A 15,002-nucleotide genomic window follows, 5' to 3' on the forward strand; every position below is an offset into this window, starting at 1 on the left:
GACCGCGGTTTTCCTGATCCCGCCCGGCCGCCAGGACGGGAACAGGATCGGCAATAGCTGCCCGCCGCGGCACATTTTTCCGCCCGACCGGAGTCATTTGCGGCCGCATTGCCCCCGGCCGCCCTGCATGTTACGCGGGGCCAATCTGTCCCTTGGAAGTGCACCGGGAGCGCACATGTCCCAGCAATTTGCGTCGCGTCCGCTCGTCATCGCCCCGTCGATCCTGGCTTCGGATTTCGCCAAACTGGGCGAGGAAGTCCGCGCGGTGGACACAGCCGGCGCCGACTGGATCCATCTCGACGTGATGGACGGGCACTTCGTGCCTAACATTTCCTACGGCCCCGACGTCATCAGGGCGATGCGCCCGCATACCAAGAAAATCTTCGACGCGCATTTGATGATCGCGCCGTGCGATCCCTATCTCGAAGCCTTCGCCAAGGCCGGCTGCGACCAGATCACCGTCCACGCCGAGGCCGGTCCGCATCTGCATCGCTCGCTGCAGGCGATCCGCGCGCTCGGCAAGAAGGCCGGCGTCTCCCTCAATCCGGGCACGCCGGTAAGCGCGATCGAATATGTGATCGACCTGATCGACCTCGTGCTTGTCATGTCGGTCAATCCCGGCTTCGGCGGCCAGGCCTTCATCCGCTCGGCGCTCGGCAAGATCAGCGACATCAGGGCGATGACCGCGGGCCGTCCGATCGATATCGAGGTCGACGGCGGCGTCGGTCCTGACGTCGCGGGTGAACTCGCCGCCGCCGGCGCCAACGCGCTGGTGGCGGGCTCCGCGGTGTTCAAGGGCGGCACCATGGAAGCCTACAAGACCAACATTTCCGCAATCCGCAATGCGGCGGCGATGGCGCGCGGCGAAGCGATCTAGAGCGCCGCCGGCCGCCGCGCGCTGCCAATCGCCACGCCAGCGTGTAGGATGGGTGGAGCGAAGCGATACCCATCAACTCTGCCCCGGATGAAAGATGGGTTTCGCGAAGAGCTCAACCCATCCTACACGCTTGAACCGTTGAGACCCGTGGTTCCAGCATGGATTCGGGCCCTCCAATGCCGCGTCGGCCATAATATTGCCGAGCGAAGCTGTTCTGCTCGGCATTCCCCCGGGGACTTCATCCATGCACGATCGGCTTCAACCAGCGGGCCAGCCGTTGCCTTTTGGCTGGCGCTGGATCAGGCACATGCTGCTGCTGCGCCGCGGCCAGGTCGCATCGATCCTTACGATGACGGGCGTGGTGTACGCCACGGGTCTGGTTTTTCCGATCAGTACGCAAAAGGCGGTTGACGCGATCGTGGCGGGGCGGGCGGACTGGGCGCTCGCGGGCCTCGCGCTGACCGCGATTGCCGCTGTCGGACTTGAGGCGTCGATAGCGTCCTGGCGTCAGAAGCTGGTGATCCGGCTTGTCGTCTTCATCGACCGGCGCGTATCGCGCAAGGTTTTCGCGCACCTCATGCGAGCGCGCATCGACGGGGCGGATTTCGCTCCGGCGACGTGCTCAATCATTTTCAGCAGGCGACGAAGGTCCGCGATTTCGTCCTTTATCAACTGCCGCACGTCGTCTTCGATGCCGGCGGCGCCATCGTCGCGCTGGGCCTGATATTCTATTACGACCTCGTCGTCGGGCTAACCTTGCTGGTTGTCACCCCGCTGCTGGCCGTCCTCACACGCGAACATCTGGGCGCGTTCCGTCTCGCCGCGGACGACTATTACGCCAGCATCGGCGTGCGACAGAATGTTCTGTCCGAGAGTGTCAACGGCATTTCGACCATCAAGGCGCTTGCGCTCGAAGGCGGCCGTATGCGGCGATGGGACCGCATCACCGGCACGATGCTCGACAAGCTGCGTCTTCTGATGGACTTGAACCGCGCTTTCATCGTCAGGTCGCAGATCGTCTCGCGCGGCCTGACATTGCTTGTGGTCGGCCTCGGCTGCTGGCGCATGTTTCAGGGGCATCTCTCCGTCGGCGAATTGCTGGCGTTGCAGTTGCTCGCCGGCCGGATCACCGGACCGATCCTCGCCGCCGGAGACATCTACAGAACCTATCAGGAGGCCGACGTGGCTGTCCGTCGGATCGCCCATTTCGTCTCCGAGCCGCGGGAGGAGGCAACGGTCGCTCCTCCCGTCCGCGCATTTGCAGCCGGAGGCATCGTGCTGTCGAACGTGTCGTTGACTTATTCCGGAGCGAGCCGGCCGGCGCTGCATGATGTCAGCGTCGCGCTGCCGTCGCACGGTGTCGTCGCTCTTGTCGGCCGCAACGGCTCGGGCAAGTCGACGCTGATCCGGATCCTGCTCGGATTGCTCGGCGATTATACCGGCCGGGTTGAGGTGTTTGGTCACGATCTCAGGCATTACGACCCGCGCTGGCTGCGCGGCCGGTTCGGCGTGGTCGATCAGGATACGGCGCTGTTCTCGGGGACGGTGCGGGACAATCTTGCGGCCGGCCGAGATGCCGACGATGGCGCGTTGCGTAAGGCCCTGGTCTTCTCGGATGCGCTGGTTTTTGTCGAGGCCTTGCCGGACGGGCTTAACGCCGAGCTGAGCGAGGGTGGCCGCTCGCTGTCCGGCGGGCAGCGTCAGCGGCTGTGCATCGCCAGGGCTGTCGTGCGCGATCCGAAGCTTGCACTGTTCGATGAGCCGACCGCCTTCCTTGATGCCGAAGCCGCAGTGGCGCTGGAGAAACGGCTGGCCGTCTGGGGGCGAGACCGGCTGCTGATCCTCGTCTCGCACCATCTCGCCGCGACGCGCAGCGCCGATCGCATCCTGGTGCTCGAGGCGGGCCGTCTCGTCGGCGACGGCCCGCACGAGCAACTCGTTAAGACCGTGCCGGAGTACGCCTCCCTGTGGTTCGACTATGCACGTTCCATGGAAGGTGCCTCGTCGTGATCGAAGCCGAAGTACGGCGTGCTCGCTTTCATTGCTCTGCGAGCTACGCCTTACCAGTCGGGCCAATCCACACTGCAACCTGCCAATTATGCCAGCGTATGAACGATCACCGGTCCGGCAACGGCGGTGGCTGGTCCGGTGAGCAGCGGCGTCAGGTTCTGCTCGATCCACGCGATCCCGCGCCGGTTCGACTCCTCCGCGCCTGCGTAATTGTTGAAGATGCTGATCGCCGTCACGGTGTCGTCGGGCGCATAGACCACGTAGTAGGCCATGAAACCTTCGACATCACTGATGATCGGGATGGCGCCTTCCTTGATCCTGCGTGCCAGTTCTTCGGCCATGCCGGTCTTTGCCTTGCCCTGACGAATGGCGGCATACATGGAAATCCTCCTTCACCGGTAGCAGAAGCCCCACGCCGCATATTACGCCATCCCCAGCAACCGCGCCATCCAACGTTGCGATCCGAACTATTCTTGCACCGCAAGCGACCAACGGGCATGAGCATGGATGAAATTCGATCGACGCTGTTTTCCGCGAAGCTGCAGCGGCTGCTTGCCCGGGCACTGCAGCGCGGCGAACGCGTGCTCTGGCAGGGCCAGCCCGACGCCGTCGCCGACATGATGATGTGGCGGTTTCTGTGGTGGATCGGATTCCCGTGGCTGACGCTCGCCGTCGTCGCTACCGCCAAAGGCTGGATCGATCAATCGGCGATGTTCTTTCTGCTGTCCGGCGCCATGATGATCGCGGCACCCCTGGTGATGCTGCTGTACGATTGGCAGACGCTATGCGTGATCACCAATCGCCGCGCGCTCATTTTGCGCACGGCCTGGGGCAAGTCGACCGTCAAGGGCACCTCGTTCGAGGACATGGACGCGACATTCGAAATCCTCGACATTGGCCGCGGCGCAGGCCACCTGAATTTCGCGTCCGGTGTTTCGACCCGGTCGCCCGATACCGACTACACCGGCCGCTACGGGTTTCGTTGCATTCGAAATCCCTCCGCTGTGCGGGATATTCTCGAGCGCGCACGTAGCGGAAACATACAGCGCCTATGTTTGGCGGCGGACGCGCGAGGCAGAAACAGGTCCCGCGACTAGGGTTTCCGCCACGCAACCGCGCCATCCAACGTTGTGGCGGCGCGGACCGAACCATTCCTGCACTGCAAGCGACCAATGGGCATGAGCATGGATGAAATTCGATCGACGCTGTTTACCGCGAAGCTGCGATGGCTGCTGGCGCAGGCGCTGCAACGCGGCGAGCGCGTGCTGTGGCAGGGGCAGCCCGATGGCGTTGCCCGCATGATGTTTTGGCGATTTCTGTGGTGGATCGGAATTCCCTGGCTGGCTCTCGTCGCTATTGCGCTCACCAGGGGCTGGATCGCCGAATCGGCCATGGTCCTCCTGGTGCTCGGGGTGGCGATGGTGGGCACACCTTTGCTGGTGCTGCTGCGCGACCTGCAGACGCTGTACGTGATCACCAATCGCCGCGCGCTGATCGTGCGCACCTTCGGCAGCAAGCCAACCGTGACCGACACTTTGTTCAGCGATATGGACGCGACCTTCGAGATTCTCGACATTGGCCGCGGACGCCCCTGCACCCTGTTTTTCACGTCCGGCATTTCGTCCCGTGCTTCCGATACCGCTTACACCGGCCATTACGGGTTTCACTGCATTCGAGACGCCGTAGCGGTGCGCGATATCCTCGAGCGTGCACGTCGCGAAGACGCGGCCCGGTCGGCTGGCACTCGCCAGGGTTCCGCTCGCGGCTGATGGAACCCGAAGTGTCATCGTCTTGACCATGAAGCTTCATCGTCTGGCCACGAAGCTTCATGGTCTGGCCATAAAGCCGTAACACCGTCGCGGCTCATTCTCGACGGAACCAGCCCATGACCAAAGCCCTCACCGCAGCCGCCATGATCCTGCTGCTTGCGCCCTCCGTAGCCTTTGCGCAGCACCGGGCTGGCGACGCCGCGTTGGGTGCGGTGTCGGGCGCTGTGGTGCTGGGGCCGATTGGCGCGGTCGCAGGCGCCTTCATCGGCTATTCGGCAGGACCGGCGATCGCACGGTCCTGGGGCATTGATCGATCCGGATCGCAGCGTCCGCGCCGGCAGGCCTCGAAAGAGCGCGTGCGTGGCGCGCGAGCGGAAGTTGCCCGCGAAACCAGGCCCGCCGCCGCTCGCGTCGAAAGAGATGCGCGTGTCGCGACGACCAGGAACGAAGCCAGCAATGCAGCGCCGAGCGCGAGGCCACCGGCGCCTTCGGCAACGACATCGCCGCCTGCGGCAACGACAGCAGCGCCAGCGGCAACGTCAACACCGCCTGTGCAGACGCTCGAGTGAGTCCGGCGCGTAGCTGACATCGACAACCCGCAGGCTCGCGAATAATGCCGTGACGCATGTTACGCACCGCACCTGCAGCAATTCATATTGCGCCGCCGCATGCACAAACTTCGTGCGGCCTACCGTAGAAGTCCGGTCTTCACGGATTCAGGCAAATCGCGCACAACGCGCTTCCGAATTTCGCGGAGGGCGGCATCATGACGATGACATTTGTCTGGACCGGCGTGGCGTTGTGGCTGGCCCTGAATGCAGCCGTCACCGTTTGCCTGGTAGCGGCAGAGCCCGGCAACAAGAGGCGCACAAACAATCGCGCTCCCCGCTGGATGTGAACCATGGGCGTGATCGCCAAGCGATCGGTGAGGCGCAAGCGCCTGATCGCGCGGCGCCCGCGTCCCGATCTCGAATTCTTCTTCAGCCGGTATGAGCGGCGGCGGCCGGCGCTGGACCGGCTCGACAGTGGTTCCCGGTCCGATCTTTACGAATTGGAAAGCCGGACACGGTTACAGGATCGCCGCTAAACCGTTCCCCCAAGTCGAAGCCGGCCTGTTCGCATTTTTGCGCCGAGCGTGGGAACTGTTCGCTCAACCTGAGAATTTTACAGCCATAGAATTTCGAGAGAGCCATGAATCCGCTTTGCCCAAACTGTCTGAACGAGATGTCGAAGACGGCGTCGTCGCGTAACATGTTCCGTTGCGAACCCTGCCGCGAGATCATCCAGTTCTTCGATGTCTGGCAGGATCGCGACACCAAGCCGCCACGCGACGTGAAGCGCCCGATCGATCGGGTTCGCGCCGCCTAGCTCGCCTCGATCGCCTTCGGCTTGCGGCCATCTTGCCGCACCAGTGCCATGGCCGAGCGCGGCGGCCGCACCACGGTCACCGTGCAGGCAGCCTCAGTCGCCACCTTGGCCGAGACGCTGCCCAGAAACATGCGCATCATCGAATTCTGCCGCGCGCCGATGACGATATGGTCGACCTGATTGACCCCGGTGAATTCCAGGATCGCGGATGCCGGATCGATCGCTTCCAGCACATGCACCGTGAGCCGGCTCTCATCGAGTTTTAACGGCGAGGCCCAGTGGCGGAGCGCGACCAGCCGGTCGATGTGCTTGTTGTTGCCCTCCTCGTCGAGCGTCCGGTCGATGGTGATGCGGCCGAGTTTCAGGACATTGATGCAGGCGAGCCGCGCCGACGGCAGCGTCGCCAGCAATTGCTCGGCGGTGACGCGCAGGCATTCATTGAGCGGTCCCGAACCTTCTTCGGTATCGATGGCAACGGCCACGATCGGCCCCGACGCCAGTTGCGCTGCCACATCCGATTTGGGTTTCGGCAGCGTCAGCCCGCGATTGAAGCGGCGGCGCCATACCGTGGTGATCGGATCGCGCTGCAATCGCTCCGACCGCGCGGTGAGTTTGACCTGATCCGGATGCGCCAGCGCGAACGCCAGTTGCGACGCCGTCGGGTGACGCCACACCGGTTCGATTTCCAGGCACCGCAGCACGATTTCCTGCAGCCAGGGCGGATAATCCGGCCGCAATTGGCGCGGCGGATAGGGATCGCGCCACAGCCGCCGCTTCATGCCGCGCAGGGTTTCGCTTTCGCCGAACGGCCGCACGCCCGTCGTGAAGAAGTACAGCAGCACGCCGAGTGAAAATAAATCGCTGCGCGGGTCGTCGCGCACGCCGAGCAGACGCTCCGGCGCCATGTAGGGCGCGGTGCCGTAGGGCAAGCGGAATTCCTCCTGCAAAAGATCAGGCAGTTGATTGTGATGCGACAGCCCGAAATCGATCAGCACGGCTTCGCCGCTGTCGCGAAACATGATGCTGCTCGGCTTGATGTCGTGATGGATGACGTTCTGCCGGTGCAGATCAGCCAGAGCGGTGGCAATCTTGCCGGCGATCACCCTCGCCTCTTCATACGGGATCGGCAGGTCGCCGAGCCGGTCATAGAGTGTTTTGCCGGGGATGCGCTCGATCACCACATAAGGCTGCCGGTCGAAATCGCCGGAGCCGAAACAAAGCGGCACGTGCGGGCCGGCGAGCCGCGGCACGATCATCTGCTCCATCTCGAAAGAGACGATCGCCGCCGGATCCTCGCCCTCGGCAATCCGCGGGATCTTCATCAGCAGGGGAACATTGATGCCGGGATGGGTCACGCTCCACAGCGTCGCCATGCCGCCCTGATGGACGCGCTCGCCGATCGCAAAACCGTCGAGCTCTGCGCCCGGCTCAATCGAAGGCTTCGCCATCGCTCAGCGCCCCTCGAGCAGGCGATCGGCCAGCCAGCGCGGCAGGCCGTTGGCGCGGATCCGGTCCGCCGCGGTCTCGACGTCATACGGCACGCGGCAATAGGTGATCTCGCGCGTCGCGGTATCGAGCATGGCAAACGCCGCCGCCGGATTGCCGTCACGCGGCTGCCCGACCGAGCCGATAACGGCCAGCCAGCGCCGGCCACCGAGCAACTGCACCGGGACATCCGAGGTCGGCACGAAGCTCGTCATCTTCGCCGCCGATGACATCGAATAAAGCGCAGGCTGATGGATGTGCCCGCAGAAGGTAACGTGGACATGGGGCTGTGCGTCCGTCGCTTCGATGCTACGGGCGGCATCCGAGGTGCCCTCGACGTAGCGCCACCGCGCAGGATTACTTGCTTCGGAATGCACGTAGAGGCGATCGTCCTCCTGTTGCGTCAGCGGCAATTCGGCGAGGAACCGCCGCTGCGGTGCGCTCAGCCGCCCGCGCGTCCATTCGATCGCCGCCTGGGCCGCGCCATTCATGGTCTCGGACGGCGTGCCGATGGCGTTGTCGTGGTTGCCGCGCACGGCGATGGCGCCGTCATGGACAAGGTCCATCACGGTCTCGACCGCCCATTCGGGATCGGCGCCATAGCCGACGATGTCGCCGAGGCAGATGATCCGCTCGGCGCCGCGCGCGCGCGCCGCCGCAAGGCAGGCGCTGAACGCCTGCCGGTTGGCATGGATATCCGCAAACACCGCAAGACGCACATCTTCCTCCGCATCCATGATCGCACCGCTGCCGGCACGCGTCTTGATGGATATCAAACTACGGGACGCATGCGGCCCGCAATGATGCGGAAGACTGGGATAGGCAGGGGCCCGCGCGCGATCAGCGCTTCTTTGGCGCTTCCAGGCCCTTGATCACCAGCGCCAGCAGCGCGTCGATCCGAGCAGCCGTTTCCGGATTGCTCCATTCGTCCGAATGCGCGGGATGGTGGTAACGGATGGTGGCGTCGAACACCGCGCGCGCTGAAACCTTGACGTCGGTGACCTGGAAGACCCCCTGTTTCACGCCGTCGGACAGAATATCCGCGACCTGACCGATCAGGCGCTCCTTGTGCGCGTGCACGACCTCGCAGGCCTCCTGCGCCAGCGTCAGGTAAGTCTGGAACATCTCGGGATCTTCGGAGACCTTCTTGTACTTGATCTCGAACATCGTGCGCAGCCACTTCTCGAGCCTGGCGGGCGCGGGTCCGGAGGATTCCGCGATCTTCTGCAGCGGCGCGTTGGCGCGGTCGAGCCAGCGTTTTGCAACCGCCTGGCGCAGCGACGCCTTGCTGGGGAAATGGCGGTAGACGCTGCCGTGGCTGACATCCAGCGCACGGGCAACGTCCACAACCGTGGCCTTGGCCAGCCCGTAGCGGCGCAATACGTCCTCGGTAACCTCGAGAATCCGCTCAGGGGTCAAAACCACGACTTCGTTCATGCGCACACCTGCGAAATGATGGAACGGGTGGTCATTTAATCCCCTTTAGAGCGATTTCGAAGAAACGCGTCAAAACAGGAAGCTAGAGCATCAATGCTCTAGCGCTTGGAAGGTTCAGCTTTTCAGCGGTCCCAAACGGGTGGCCTGGGCTTCCAGATGACGAGCCACCTTGGCGTTCAGCCAGCGGGTGATTTGTGTGGTCAGATTAATGATTTCGATTGTCATGGCTTAAATCCTCTTCAAGTACCCGGGCTCAGTGCCAGCGACCCCGGATGACGCCCCTATCCGCGGCGTCGAAGAAGGATATAGCATGTCTCGCTGACAGATTTCAATATCTGTCAGTCAGTTTTTCGTGATTGAAACCCCTACCGGCCACCCGCATCCGCCGGGCACTCGGCCCAGGCCTGGCCCGGAATTATTCCAGCCGTTTTCCCGGCCGCTTGTCTCGCTTTGTTTGTCTCATTTGGGCGGCCCTGCTAAAGCACGGCGTAAAAAACAATTCGCCGGAGTCGTCGATGATCCCCCGCTACACCCGCCCGGAAATGGCCTCCATCTGGGAGCCGCAGACCCGCTTCAAGATCTGGTTCGAGATCGAGGCGCATGCGGCCGACGCGCAGGCGGAACTCGGCGTCATCCCCAGGGAAGCCGCCAAAACCGTCTGGGCCAAGGCGCGTAACGTCACCTTCGACATCGCCCGCATCGACGAGATCGAACGCGAGACCAAGCACGACGTCCTCGCCTTCACGACCCATCTGGCCGAGATCGTCGGCCCCGAGGCGCGCTTCATTCATCAGGGCATGACCTCCTCCGACGTGCTCGACACCTGCTTCAACGTGCAGCTCACCCGCGCCGCCGACCTGCTGCTTACCGATATCGACAAGGTTCTGGCCGCGCTGAAGAAGCGCGCCTTCGAACACAAGATGACGCCGACCATCGGCCGCTCCCATGGCATCCATGCCGAGCCCGTGACGTTCGGCCTCAAGCTGGCTTATGCCTATGCGGAATTTTCCCGCGCCCGCGAACGCCTGATTGCCGCCCGCAAGGAAGTCTCGACCTGCGCGATCTCGGGCGCCGTCGGCACCTTTGCGCAGATCGATCCGCGCGTCGAAGAACATGTCGCCAAGGCGATGGGACTGACGCCGGAGCCGATCTCGACGCAAGTGATCCCGCGCGACCGCCACGCGATGTATTTTGCAACGCTTGGGGTCATCGCCTCCTCGGTTGAACGTCTCGCCACCGAAATTCGCCACCTGCAGCGCACCGAAGTGCTGGAAGCCGAAGAGTTCTTCTCCGAGGGCCAGAAGGGTTCTTCGGCGATGCCGCACAAGCGCAACCCGGTGCTGTCGGAAAATCTCACCGGTCTGTCGCGCATGGTGCGCGCCTATGCGATGCCGGCGATGGAGAACATCGTGCTCTGGCACGAGCGCGACATCTCGCACTCATCCGCCGAACGCATGATCGGCCCCGATGCCACCGTGACGCTCGATTTCGCGCTGATGCGCCTCGCCGGCCTGGTCGAGAAGCTCTTGGTTTACCCCGAGAACATGCAGAAGAACCTCGACCGCCTCGGCGGCCTCGTGCATTCGCAGCGAATCCTGCTCGCGCTGACGCAAAAGGGCGCCAGCCGCGAGGACGCCTACAAACTCGTGCAGCGCAACGCCATGCCGGTATGGCGCGGCGAAGGCGACTTCCTGACGCTTCTGAAAAAAGACCCCGACGTGAAGAAGCACCTGAGCGACGCCGAGATCGAGGACCAGTTCGACCTCGGCTATCACTTCAAGCACGTCGATACGATTTTCAGGCGGGTGTTCGGGGCAGCGTAGAATTGCAAGGGGGCGCGCCTTTTTGTCGGTGACATCGCGGCAGAATACCTTACGCTAGCCGCAAACGAACAACACAAGAAACGGATCTCCCATGCCCATCGTCAACCGCATCGCCGCTTTGTCAGATGAAATGGCCGCCTGGCGCCATGACTTCCACGAGAATCCGGAATTGCTCTACGAAGTCCACCGTACCGCCGGCATCGTAGCCGACCGCTTGCGCGAATTCGGCTGCGACGAGGTGGTGACGGGCATCGGCCGCACGGGCGTCGTCGGCGTGATCCGCGGCCGCAAGAGCACGTCCGGCAAGACCATCGGCCTGCGCGCCGACATGGATGCGCTGCCGATCGAGGAGACTTCGGGTGTATCCTACGCCTCCAAGATTCCCGGCAAGATGCACGCCTGCGGCCATGACGGGCACACCGCGATGCTGCTTGGCGCGGCCAAATATCTCGCCGAGACGCGCAATTTCGACGGTACGGCTGTCGTCATCTTCCAGCCCGCCGAAGAAGGCGGCGCCGGCGGCAAGGCGATGGTCGACGATGGATTGATGACTCGCTGGGGCATTCAGGAGGTCTATGGCCTGCACAACATGCCGGGCTTGCCCGAAGGCCACTTCCACACCACGCCGGGCGCAATGCTCGCTTCAGCGGATAAGATCGAGATCACGGTGCACGGCAAGGGCGGCCATGCGGGCTCCGGTCCGCACCGCGCGGTCGACAGCGTGTTGGTCGGCTCGCAGATCGTCAACGCGTTGCAGTCGATCGTATCGCGCAACGTCGATCCGCTCAAATCGGCCGTGATCTCGATCACCATGTTCCAGGCCGGCACCGCCTTCAACATCATCCCGGAGACCGCCAAGCTCGGTGGAACGGTGCGCACGCTCGATCCTGCAATCCGCGATCTCGTCGAGCGCCGCATCAGCGAGGTTGCCGACAGCGTGGCGCGGGCTTACGGCGGATCGGCCGAGATCAAATACACACGTTCGTATCCGGTGACGGTGAATCACGCGCGAGAGGCCGGCATCGCCGCAGAAGTGGCCCGCGATGTCGTCGGCGCCGACCGCGTCAACGAGCGCGCGTTGCCGCTGATGGGTTCGGAAGATTTCGCATTCATGCTGGAAGCGCGCCCCGGCGCTTTCATCTTTCTCGGCATGGGCGACGGCAATGAATGCCACCACCCCGGCTACAAGTTCAACGACAATATCCTCGGCCACGGCGCATCGTACTGGGTGCGGCTGATCGAGAAGTCGATGCCGGCGGGTTGACGACGCGCCACGGCGTTCGGCGTCTCGCCGTCAAGGTCGACTAGCTCTTGATCTGTCCCGATAACATGTCACTTCAAGCACATCGACACGAACTTCAAGCGGGTTTTTGGGGAGAGCTGAAGCGCAAATGAGCAGCGTGATTGCGGTCAGTGCGCGTGCCGGCCACCATTTCAGCAAGACGCCCGGTCTCAGCATCCGCTTGCTGAAAGGCCTCGGCGTTGCCGGCGACGCGCACATGGGCGAGACGGTCAAGCACCGCTCGCGCGTCCGCCGCGATCCGACGCAGCCCAATCTGCGTCAGGTGCATTTGATCCATGCCGAACTTTTCGACGAGCTGCGCGCAAAAGGCTTTATCGTCCAGCCCGCCGACCTCGGCGAAAACATCACCACATCAGGCATCGACCTGCTGGCGTTGCCGACCGGTGCACGGCTTCATCTTGGTGCCAGCGCCGTCGTCGAAATCACCGGCCTGCGCAATCCCTGCATCCAGATCGATGATTTCCAGAAGGGCTTGATGGCGGCCACGCTGGATCGCGATGCCGACGGCAATCTCATCCGCAAGGCCGGGGTCATGAGCATCGTGATATCAGAAGGCGACGTGCGGCCCGGTGACCCGGTTCGCATCGAGATGCCGGCGGAACCGCACCGGCCGCTGTTGCCGGTCTGACCGCGCGCTGCTGGCTTTCCGCCCTTGCCAAGATGATTTGAATCACCCCAGATTGGCTTGTTCTGAAGGTCTTGCGCCGGCGACCGCGTGATGGACGGGCCGCCGGGCGGTCAAATCAACCCAACGGTAACCGCGGATCGGTTAAAATCGCAGCGTGGCAGCTCCTCCAACCATTCTCGTCTTCGATTCCGGCCTTGGCGGCCTCACGGTCTTGCGCGAGATCGTGGGCGCGCGGCCCGACGCCCATTATGTCTACGTCGCCGACGACGCGTTCTTCCCCTATGGCCACCATACCGAAGAGCAGATCATCGCCCGCGTGGTGCCGCTGGTCGGCGAGCTGATCGCGGCCCACTCCCCCGATCTGGTGGTGATCGCCTGCAATACCGCCTCCACGCTGGTCATGTCGCATCTGCGCAGCGCCTATTCCGTGCCGTTCGTCGGCACCGTGCCCGCGATCAAGCCGGCCTGCGCCAGCTCCAGAACAAAACGCGTGTCGGTGCTCGGCACCAAGGGCACCGTCAAGCGGGAGTACACAAGGAAGCTGATCGACGATTTCGCGCAGGGCTGCGAGGTGACGCTGGTGGGCTCGGCGGAGCTCGCCGCGCTGGCCGAACGCGCGCTCAACGGCTTTTACGTCAGCGACAAGGACATCTCGGCCGAGCTCGCGCCCTGCTTCGTCGATCACGGCAACGCCCGCACCGACACCGTCGTGCTGGCCTGCACCCACTATCCGCTGTTGCTGGACCGCCTCGTAAAACTCGCGCCATGGCCGGTCGACTGGATCGACCCCGCACCCGCCATCGCGCGGCGCGTCTCCGATCTGCTCGGCGGACCGGGGCGCGAATCCGACACCGCCGGCGCCGAGATGGTTTTTACCTCGAAGCGGGCGCACACGCTGAGCCAGGCGTTGATGCCGTTTTTCGGCGGACGCGTGCCGGCGTAGCGGAGCCTGTAGGATGGGTAGAGCGAAGCGAAACCCATCACCTTCCTTCAATGACGAAAAATGATGGGTATCGCTGCGCTCCACCCATCCTACGCCTTCGACGCCGCCCTAAAAACCGCCAATTGAGCATCGAAAGCACGCTTGAACGCCGGCCGCGCTTCGCCGCGGGCTACATAGGCGGACAGGTTCGGATACTCGTTCAATATATCCGATGCATTCAACCGGCGCAGCACGGTTACCATCAGAAGGTCACCGGCGCTGAACGCACCGTCGAGCCAGTCGGCATGGCCGAGGCGACGGCAAAGTTCGCCCAGCCGGTCGCGGGTGCGATCCTTGACGATAGGCAGGCGCTGCTCGTACCAGCTCTTGTCGCGCTCCAGGAGAACGGCGTTTTGCAGATCAACGATCGGCGGCTCCACCGTGCCAAGTGCGGCGAACATCCATGTGATCGCGCGCGCCCGGGCATTCGCATCATCAGGCAGCAGTCCAGCATGGCGCTGCGCGATATGGAACACGATCGCCCCCGACTCGAACAAAGCCAGACCGCCTTCTTCATAGGTCGGAATCTGCCCGAAAGGGTGAAGCGCACGATGCGCGCCTTCCTTCATCTCGCTGAACGAAACAAGACGAACGTCGTAAGGCTGGCCCACTTCTTCGAGCGCCCAACGAACACGCATGTCACGTGCCTGTCCCTTGCCGCGGTCGGGTGAACTTTCAAAGGCCGTGATGGTGGGGATCATTGGAGGGCTCCGGATAATTGCGTGACGCCGTCGGGATTTGTGTCCGGAGGACGAACGACCAGCGCGGCTCCCGACAACTTACCTCGTTTTCTTTTGGCTAGGGCCAGTTGCTCTCGGCGCTCCCCGGATGCTCCGCAGTGCCAAAGCAGCGTTACACGCTGCACCGCGTCCGGGACGCGACGATTATCGCTCGCGCGATCGGATTGAGTCACCGCCCTGCCGAATTTGCTGCTTCGCTCCCCACGCAAGCGCAATCTTGCGCTCCGCATGCGACAAATCAACCCGACGGGCAAATCACTTACGATTTACGGAAATCGTGTCAAGCCCCGAAATTAAAAATATTTCTGTTTACCAGAAGATAATCAGAGATATCTGTTTGGCCATCCCGTCCCTCTCAGAGGGCGTCGGCCGTCGTCACGGACGTTGGGCGGGTTGCGGTGGACGCTGGTTTACGCCTCGACGACGGCGTGGATAAGCGTACGGCAAAACCGTGTGGTCCTGGCACCCGTTGCAGGTGTCAAGCTGTCGGGTAGGCGAGAGCTGAACGGCAGCGACGGAGTCAACCAAGAACTCGTCTCCGGGGAGAGCACGGCATAAGCCGTAAAGCCATTGCGCAGGG

17 protein-coding genes are annotated in these 15,002 nt (G+C 63.3%); 12 read left to right on the top strand and 5 right to left on the bottom strand.

Features of this window, described 5'->3' with window-relative positions; all coding sequences use genetic code 11:
- Positions 1 to 175: 175 nt before the first annotated feature.
- From rpe to JQ600_RS13835, 3 genes are all read left to right on the top strand, one after another.
- Positions 176 to 877, top strand: a complete 702-nt coding sequence (rpe, locus tag JQ600_RS13825) for a ribulose-phosphate 3-epimerase (RefSeq protein WP_212387026.1) — start codon at positions 176 to 178, stop codon at positions 875 to 877.
- Positions 878 to 1,184: 307 nt separating this feature from the next.
- Entirely contained in the window at positions 1,185 to 1,601 is a 417-nt protein-coding gene (locus JQ600_RS37385) for a hypothetical protein (protein ID WP_212489947.1), read from the top strand.
- Entirely contained in the window at positions 1,496 to 2,887 is a 1,392-nt protein-coding gene (locus JQ600_RS13835; protein WP_212489948.1) for a peptidase domain-containing ABC transporter, read from the top strand. Before JQ600_RS37385 ends, JQ600_RS13835 begins: the two co-directional genes overlap by 106 nt.
- A gap of 86 nt (positions 2,888 to 2,973) precedes the next feature.
- On the opposite strand, the gene JQ600_RS13840 is transcribed toward JQ600_RS13835, so the two are convergent.
- Positions 2,974 to 3,267, bottom strand: a complete 294-nt coding sequence (locus JQ600_RS13840) for an antibiotic biosynthesis monooxygenase (RefSeq protein ID WP_192734137.1) — start codon at positions 3,265 to 3,267, stop codon at positions 2,974 to 2,976.
- 123 nt (positions 3,268 to 3,390) lie between these two features.
- On the opposite strand from JQ600_RS13840, the gene JQ600_RS13845 reads away from it, so the two are divergent.
- From JQ600_RS13845 to JQ600_RS13865, 5 genes are all read left to right on the top strand, one after another.
- Positions 3,391 to 3,984: a hypothetical protein gene (locus JQ600_RS13845; RefSeq protein ID WP_212387037.1), complete on the top strand. Its 594-nt coding sequence runs from the start codon at positions 3,391 to 3,393 to the stop codon at positions 3,982 to 3,984.
- Positions 3,985 to 4,065: 81 nt separating this feature from the next.
- Positions 4,066 to 4,656: a hypothetical protein gene (locus tag JQ600_RS13850; protein ID WP_249135861.1), complete on the top strand. Its 591-nt coding sequence runs from the start codon at positions 4,066 to 4,068 to the stop codon at positions 4,654 to 4,656.
- A gap of 116 nt (positions 4,657 to 4,772) precedes the next feature.
- Positions 4,773 to 5,225: a hypothetical protein gene (locus JQ600_RS13855; protein ID WP_212387039.1), complete on the top strand. Its 453-nt coding sequence runs from the start codon at positions 4,773 to 4,775 to the stop codon at positions 5,223 to 5,225.
- Between the two features lie 332 nt (positions 5,226 to 5,557).
- Positions 5,558 to 5,743: a hypothetical protein gene (locus JQ600_RS13860; protein WP_212387041.1), complete on the top strand. Its 186-nt coding sequence runs from the start codon at positions 5,558 to 5,560 to the stop codon at positions 5,741 to 5,743.
- A gap of 104 nt (positions 5,744 to 5,847) precedes the next feature.
- The gene (locus JQ600_RS13865) at positions 5,848 to 6,024 is read left to right on the top strand and encodes a hypothetical protein (protein WP_212387356.1); all 177 of its coding nucleotides are present in this window, start codon (positions 5,848 to 5,850) and stop codon (positions 6,022 to 6,024) included.
- Here the strand turns inward: JQ600_RS13865 and JQ600_RS13870 are convergent.
- From JQ600_RS13870 to JQ600_RS13880, 3 genes are all read right to left on the bottom strand, one after another.
- A complete protein-coding gene (locus JQ600_RS13870) occupies positions 6,021 to 7,472 on the bottom strand; it encodes a bifunctional serine/threonine-protein kinase/universal stress protein (RefSeq protein WP_212387043.1) in 1,452 nt (483 codons plus the stop codon). The two genes, JQ600_RS13865 and JQ600_RS13870, sit on opposite strands and share 4 nt — an antisense overlap.
- Positions 7,473 to 7,475: 3 nt before the next feature.
- Positions 7,476 to 8,228 carry a metallophosphoesterase gene (locus tag JQ600_RS13875; protein WP_212387315.1) on the bottom strand — a complete coding sequence of 251 codons (753 nt, stop codon included), beginning with the start codon at positions 8,226 to 8,228 and terminating at the stop codon, positions 7,476 to 7,478.
- A 121-nt stretch (positions 8,229 to 8,349) separates the two neighbouring features.
- Entirely contained in the window at positions 8,350 to 8,946 is a 597-nt protein-coding gene (locus JQ600_RS13880) for a TetR family transcriptional regulator (RefSeq protein ID WP_212387045.1), read from the bottom strand.
- A 515-nt stretch (positions 8,947 to 9,461) separates the two neighbouring features.
- Between JQ600_RS13880 and purB the strand changes: the two genes are divergently transcribed.
- From purB to murI, 4 genes are all read left to right on the top strand, one after another.
- A complete protein-coding gene (purB, locus tag JQ600_RS13885) occupies positions 9,462 to 10,769 on the top strand; it encodes an adenylosuccinate lyase (protein ID WP_212387047.1) in 1,308 nt (435 codons plus the stop codon).
- 91 nt (positions 10,770 to 10,860) lie between these two features.
- A complete protein-coding gene (locus tag JQ600_RS13890; protein WP_212265951.1) occupies positions 10,861 to 12,033 on the top strand; it encodes a M20 aminoacylase family protein in 1,173 nt (390 codons plus the stop codon).
- Positions 12,034 to 12,160: 127 nt separating this feature from the next.
- Entirely contained in the window at positions 12,161 to 12,700 is a 540-nt protein-coding gene (locus tag JQ600_RS13895) for an MOSC domain-containing protein (protein WP_212387051.1), read from the top strand.
- Between the two features lie 154 nt (positions 12,701 to 12,854).
- Positions 12,855 to 13,643 carry a glutamate racemase gene (murI, locus tag JQ600_RS13900; RefSeq protein ID WP_212387054.1) on the top strand — a complete coding sequence of 263 codons (789 nt, stop codon included), beginning with the start codon at positions 12,855 to 12,857 and terminating at the stop codon, positions 13,641 to 13,643.
- A gap of 89 nt (positions 13,644 to 13,732) precedes the next feature.
- On the opposite strand, the gene JQ600_RS13905 is transcribed toward murI, so the two are convergent.
- Positions 13,733 to 14,383, bottom strand: a complete 651-nt coding sequence (locus JQ600_RS13905; RefSeq protein WP_212387057.1) for a glutathione S-transferase family protein — start codon at positions 14,381 to 14,383, stop codon at positions 13,733 to 13,735.
- Positions 14,384 to 15,002: the final 619 nt, after the last annotated feature.

Source organism: Bradyrhizobium sp. AUGA SZCCT0176, assembly GCF_018130145.1.
GTDB lineage: Bacteria > Pseudomonadota > Alphaproteobacteria > Rhizobiales > Xanthobacteraceae > Bradyrhizobium.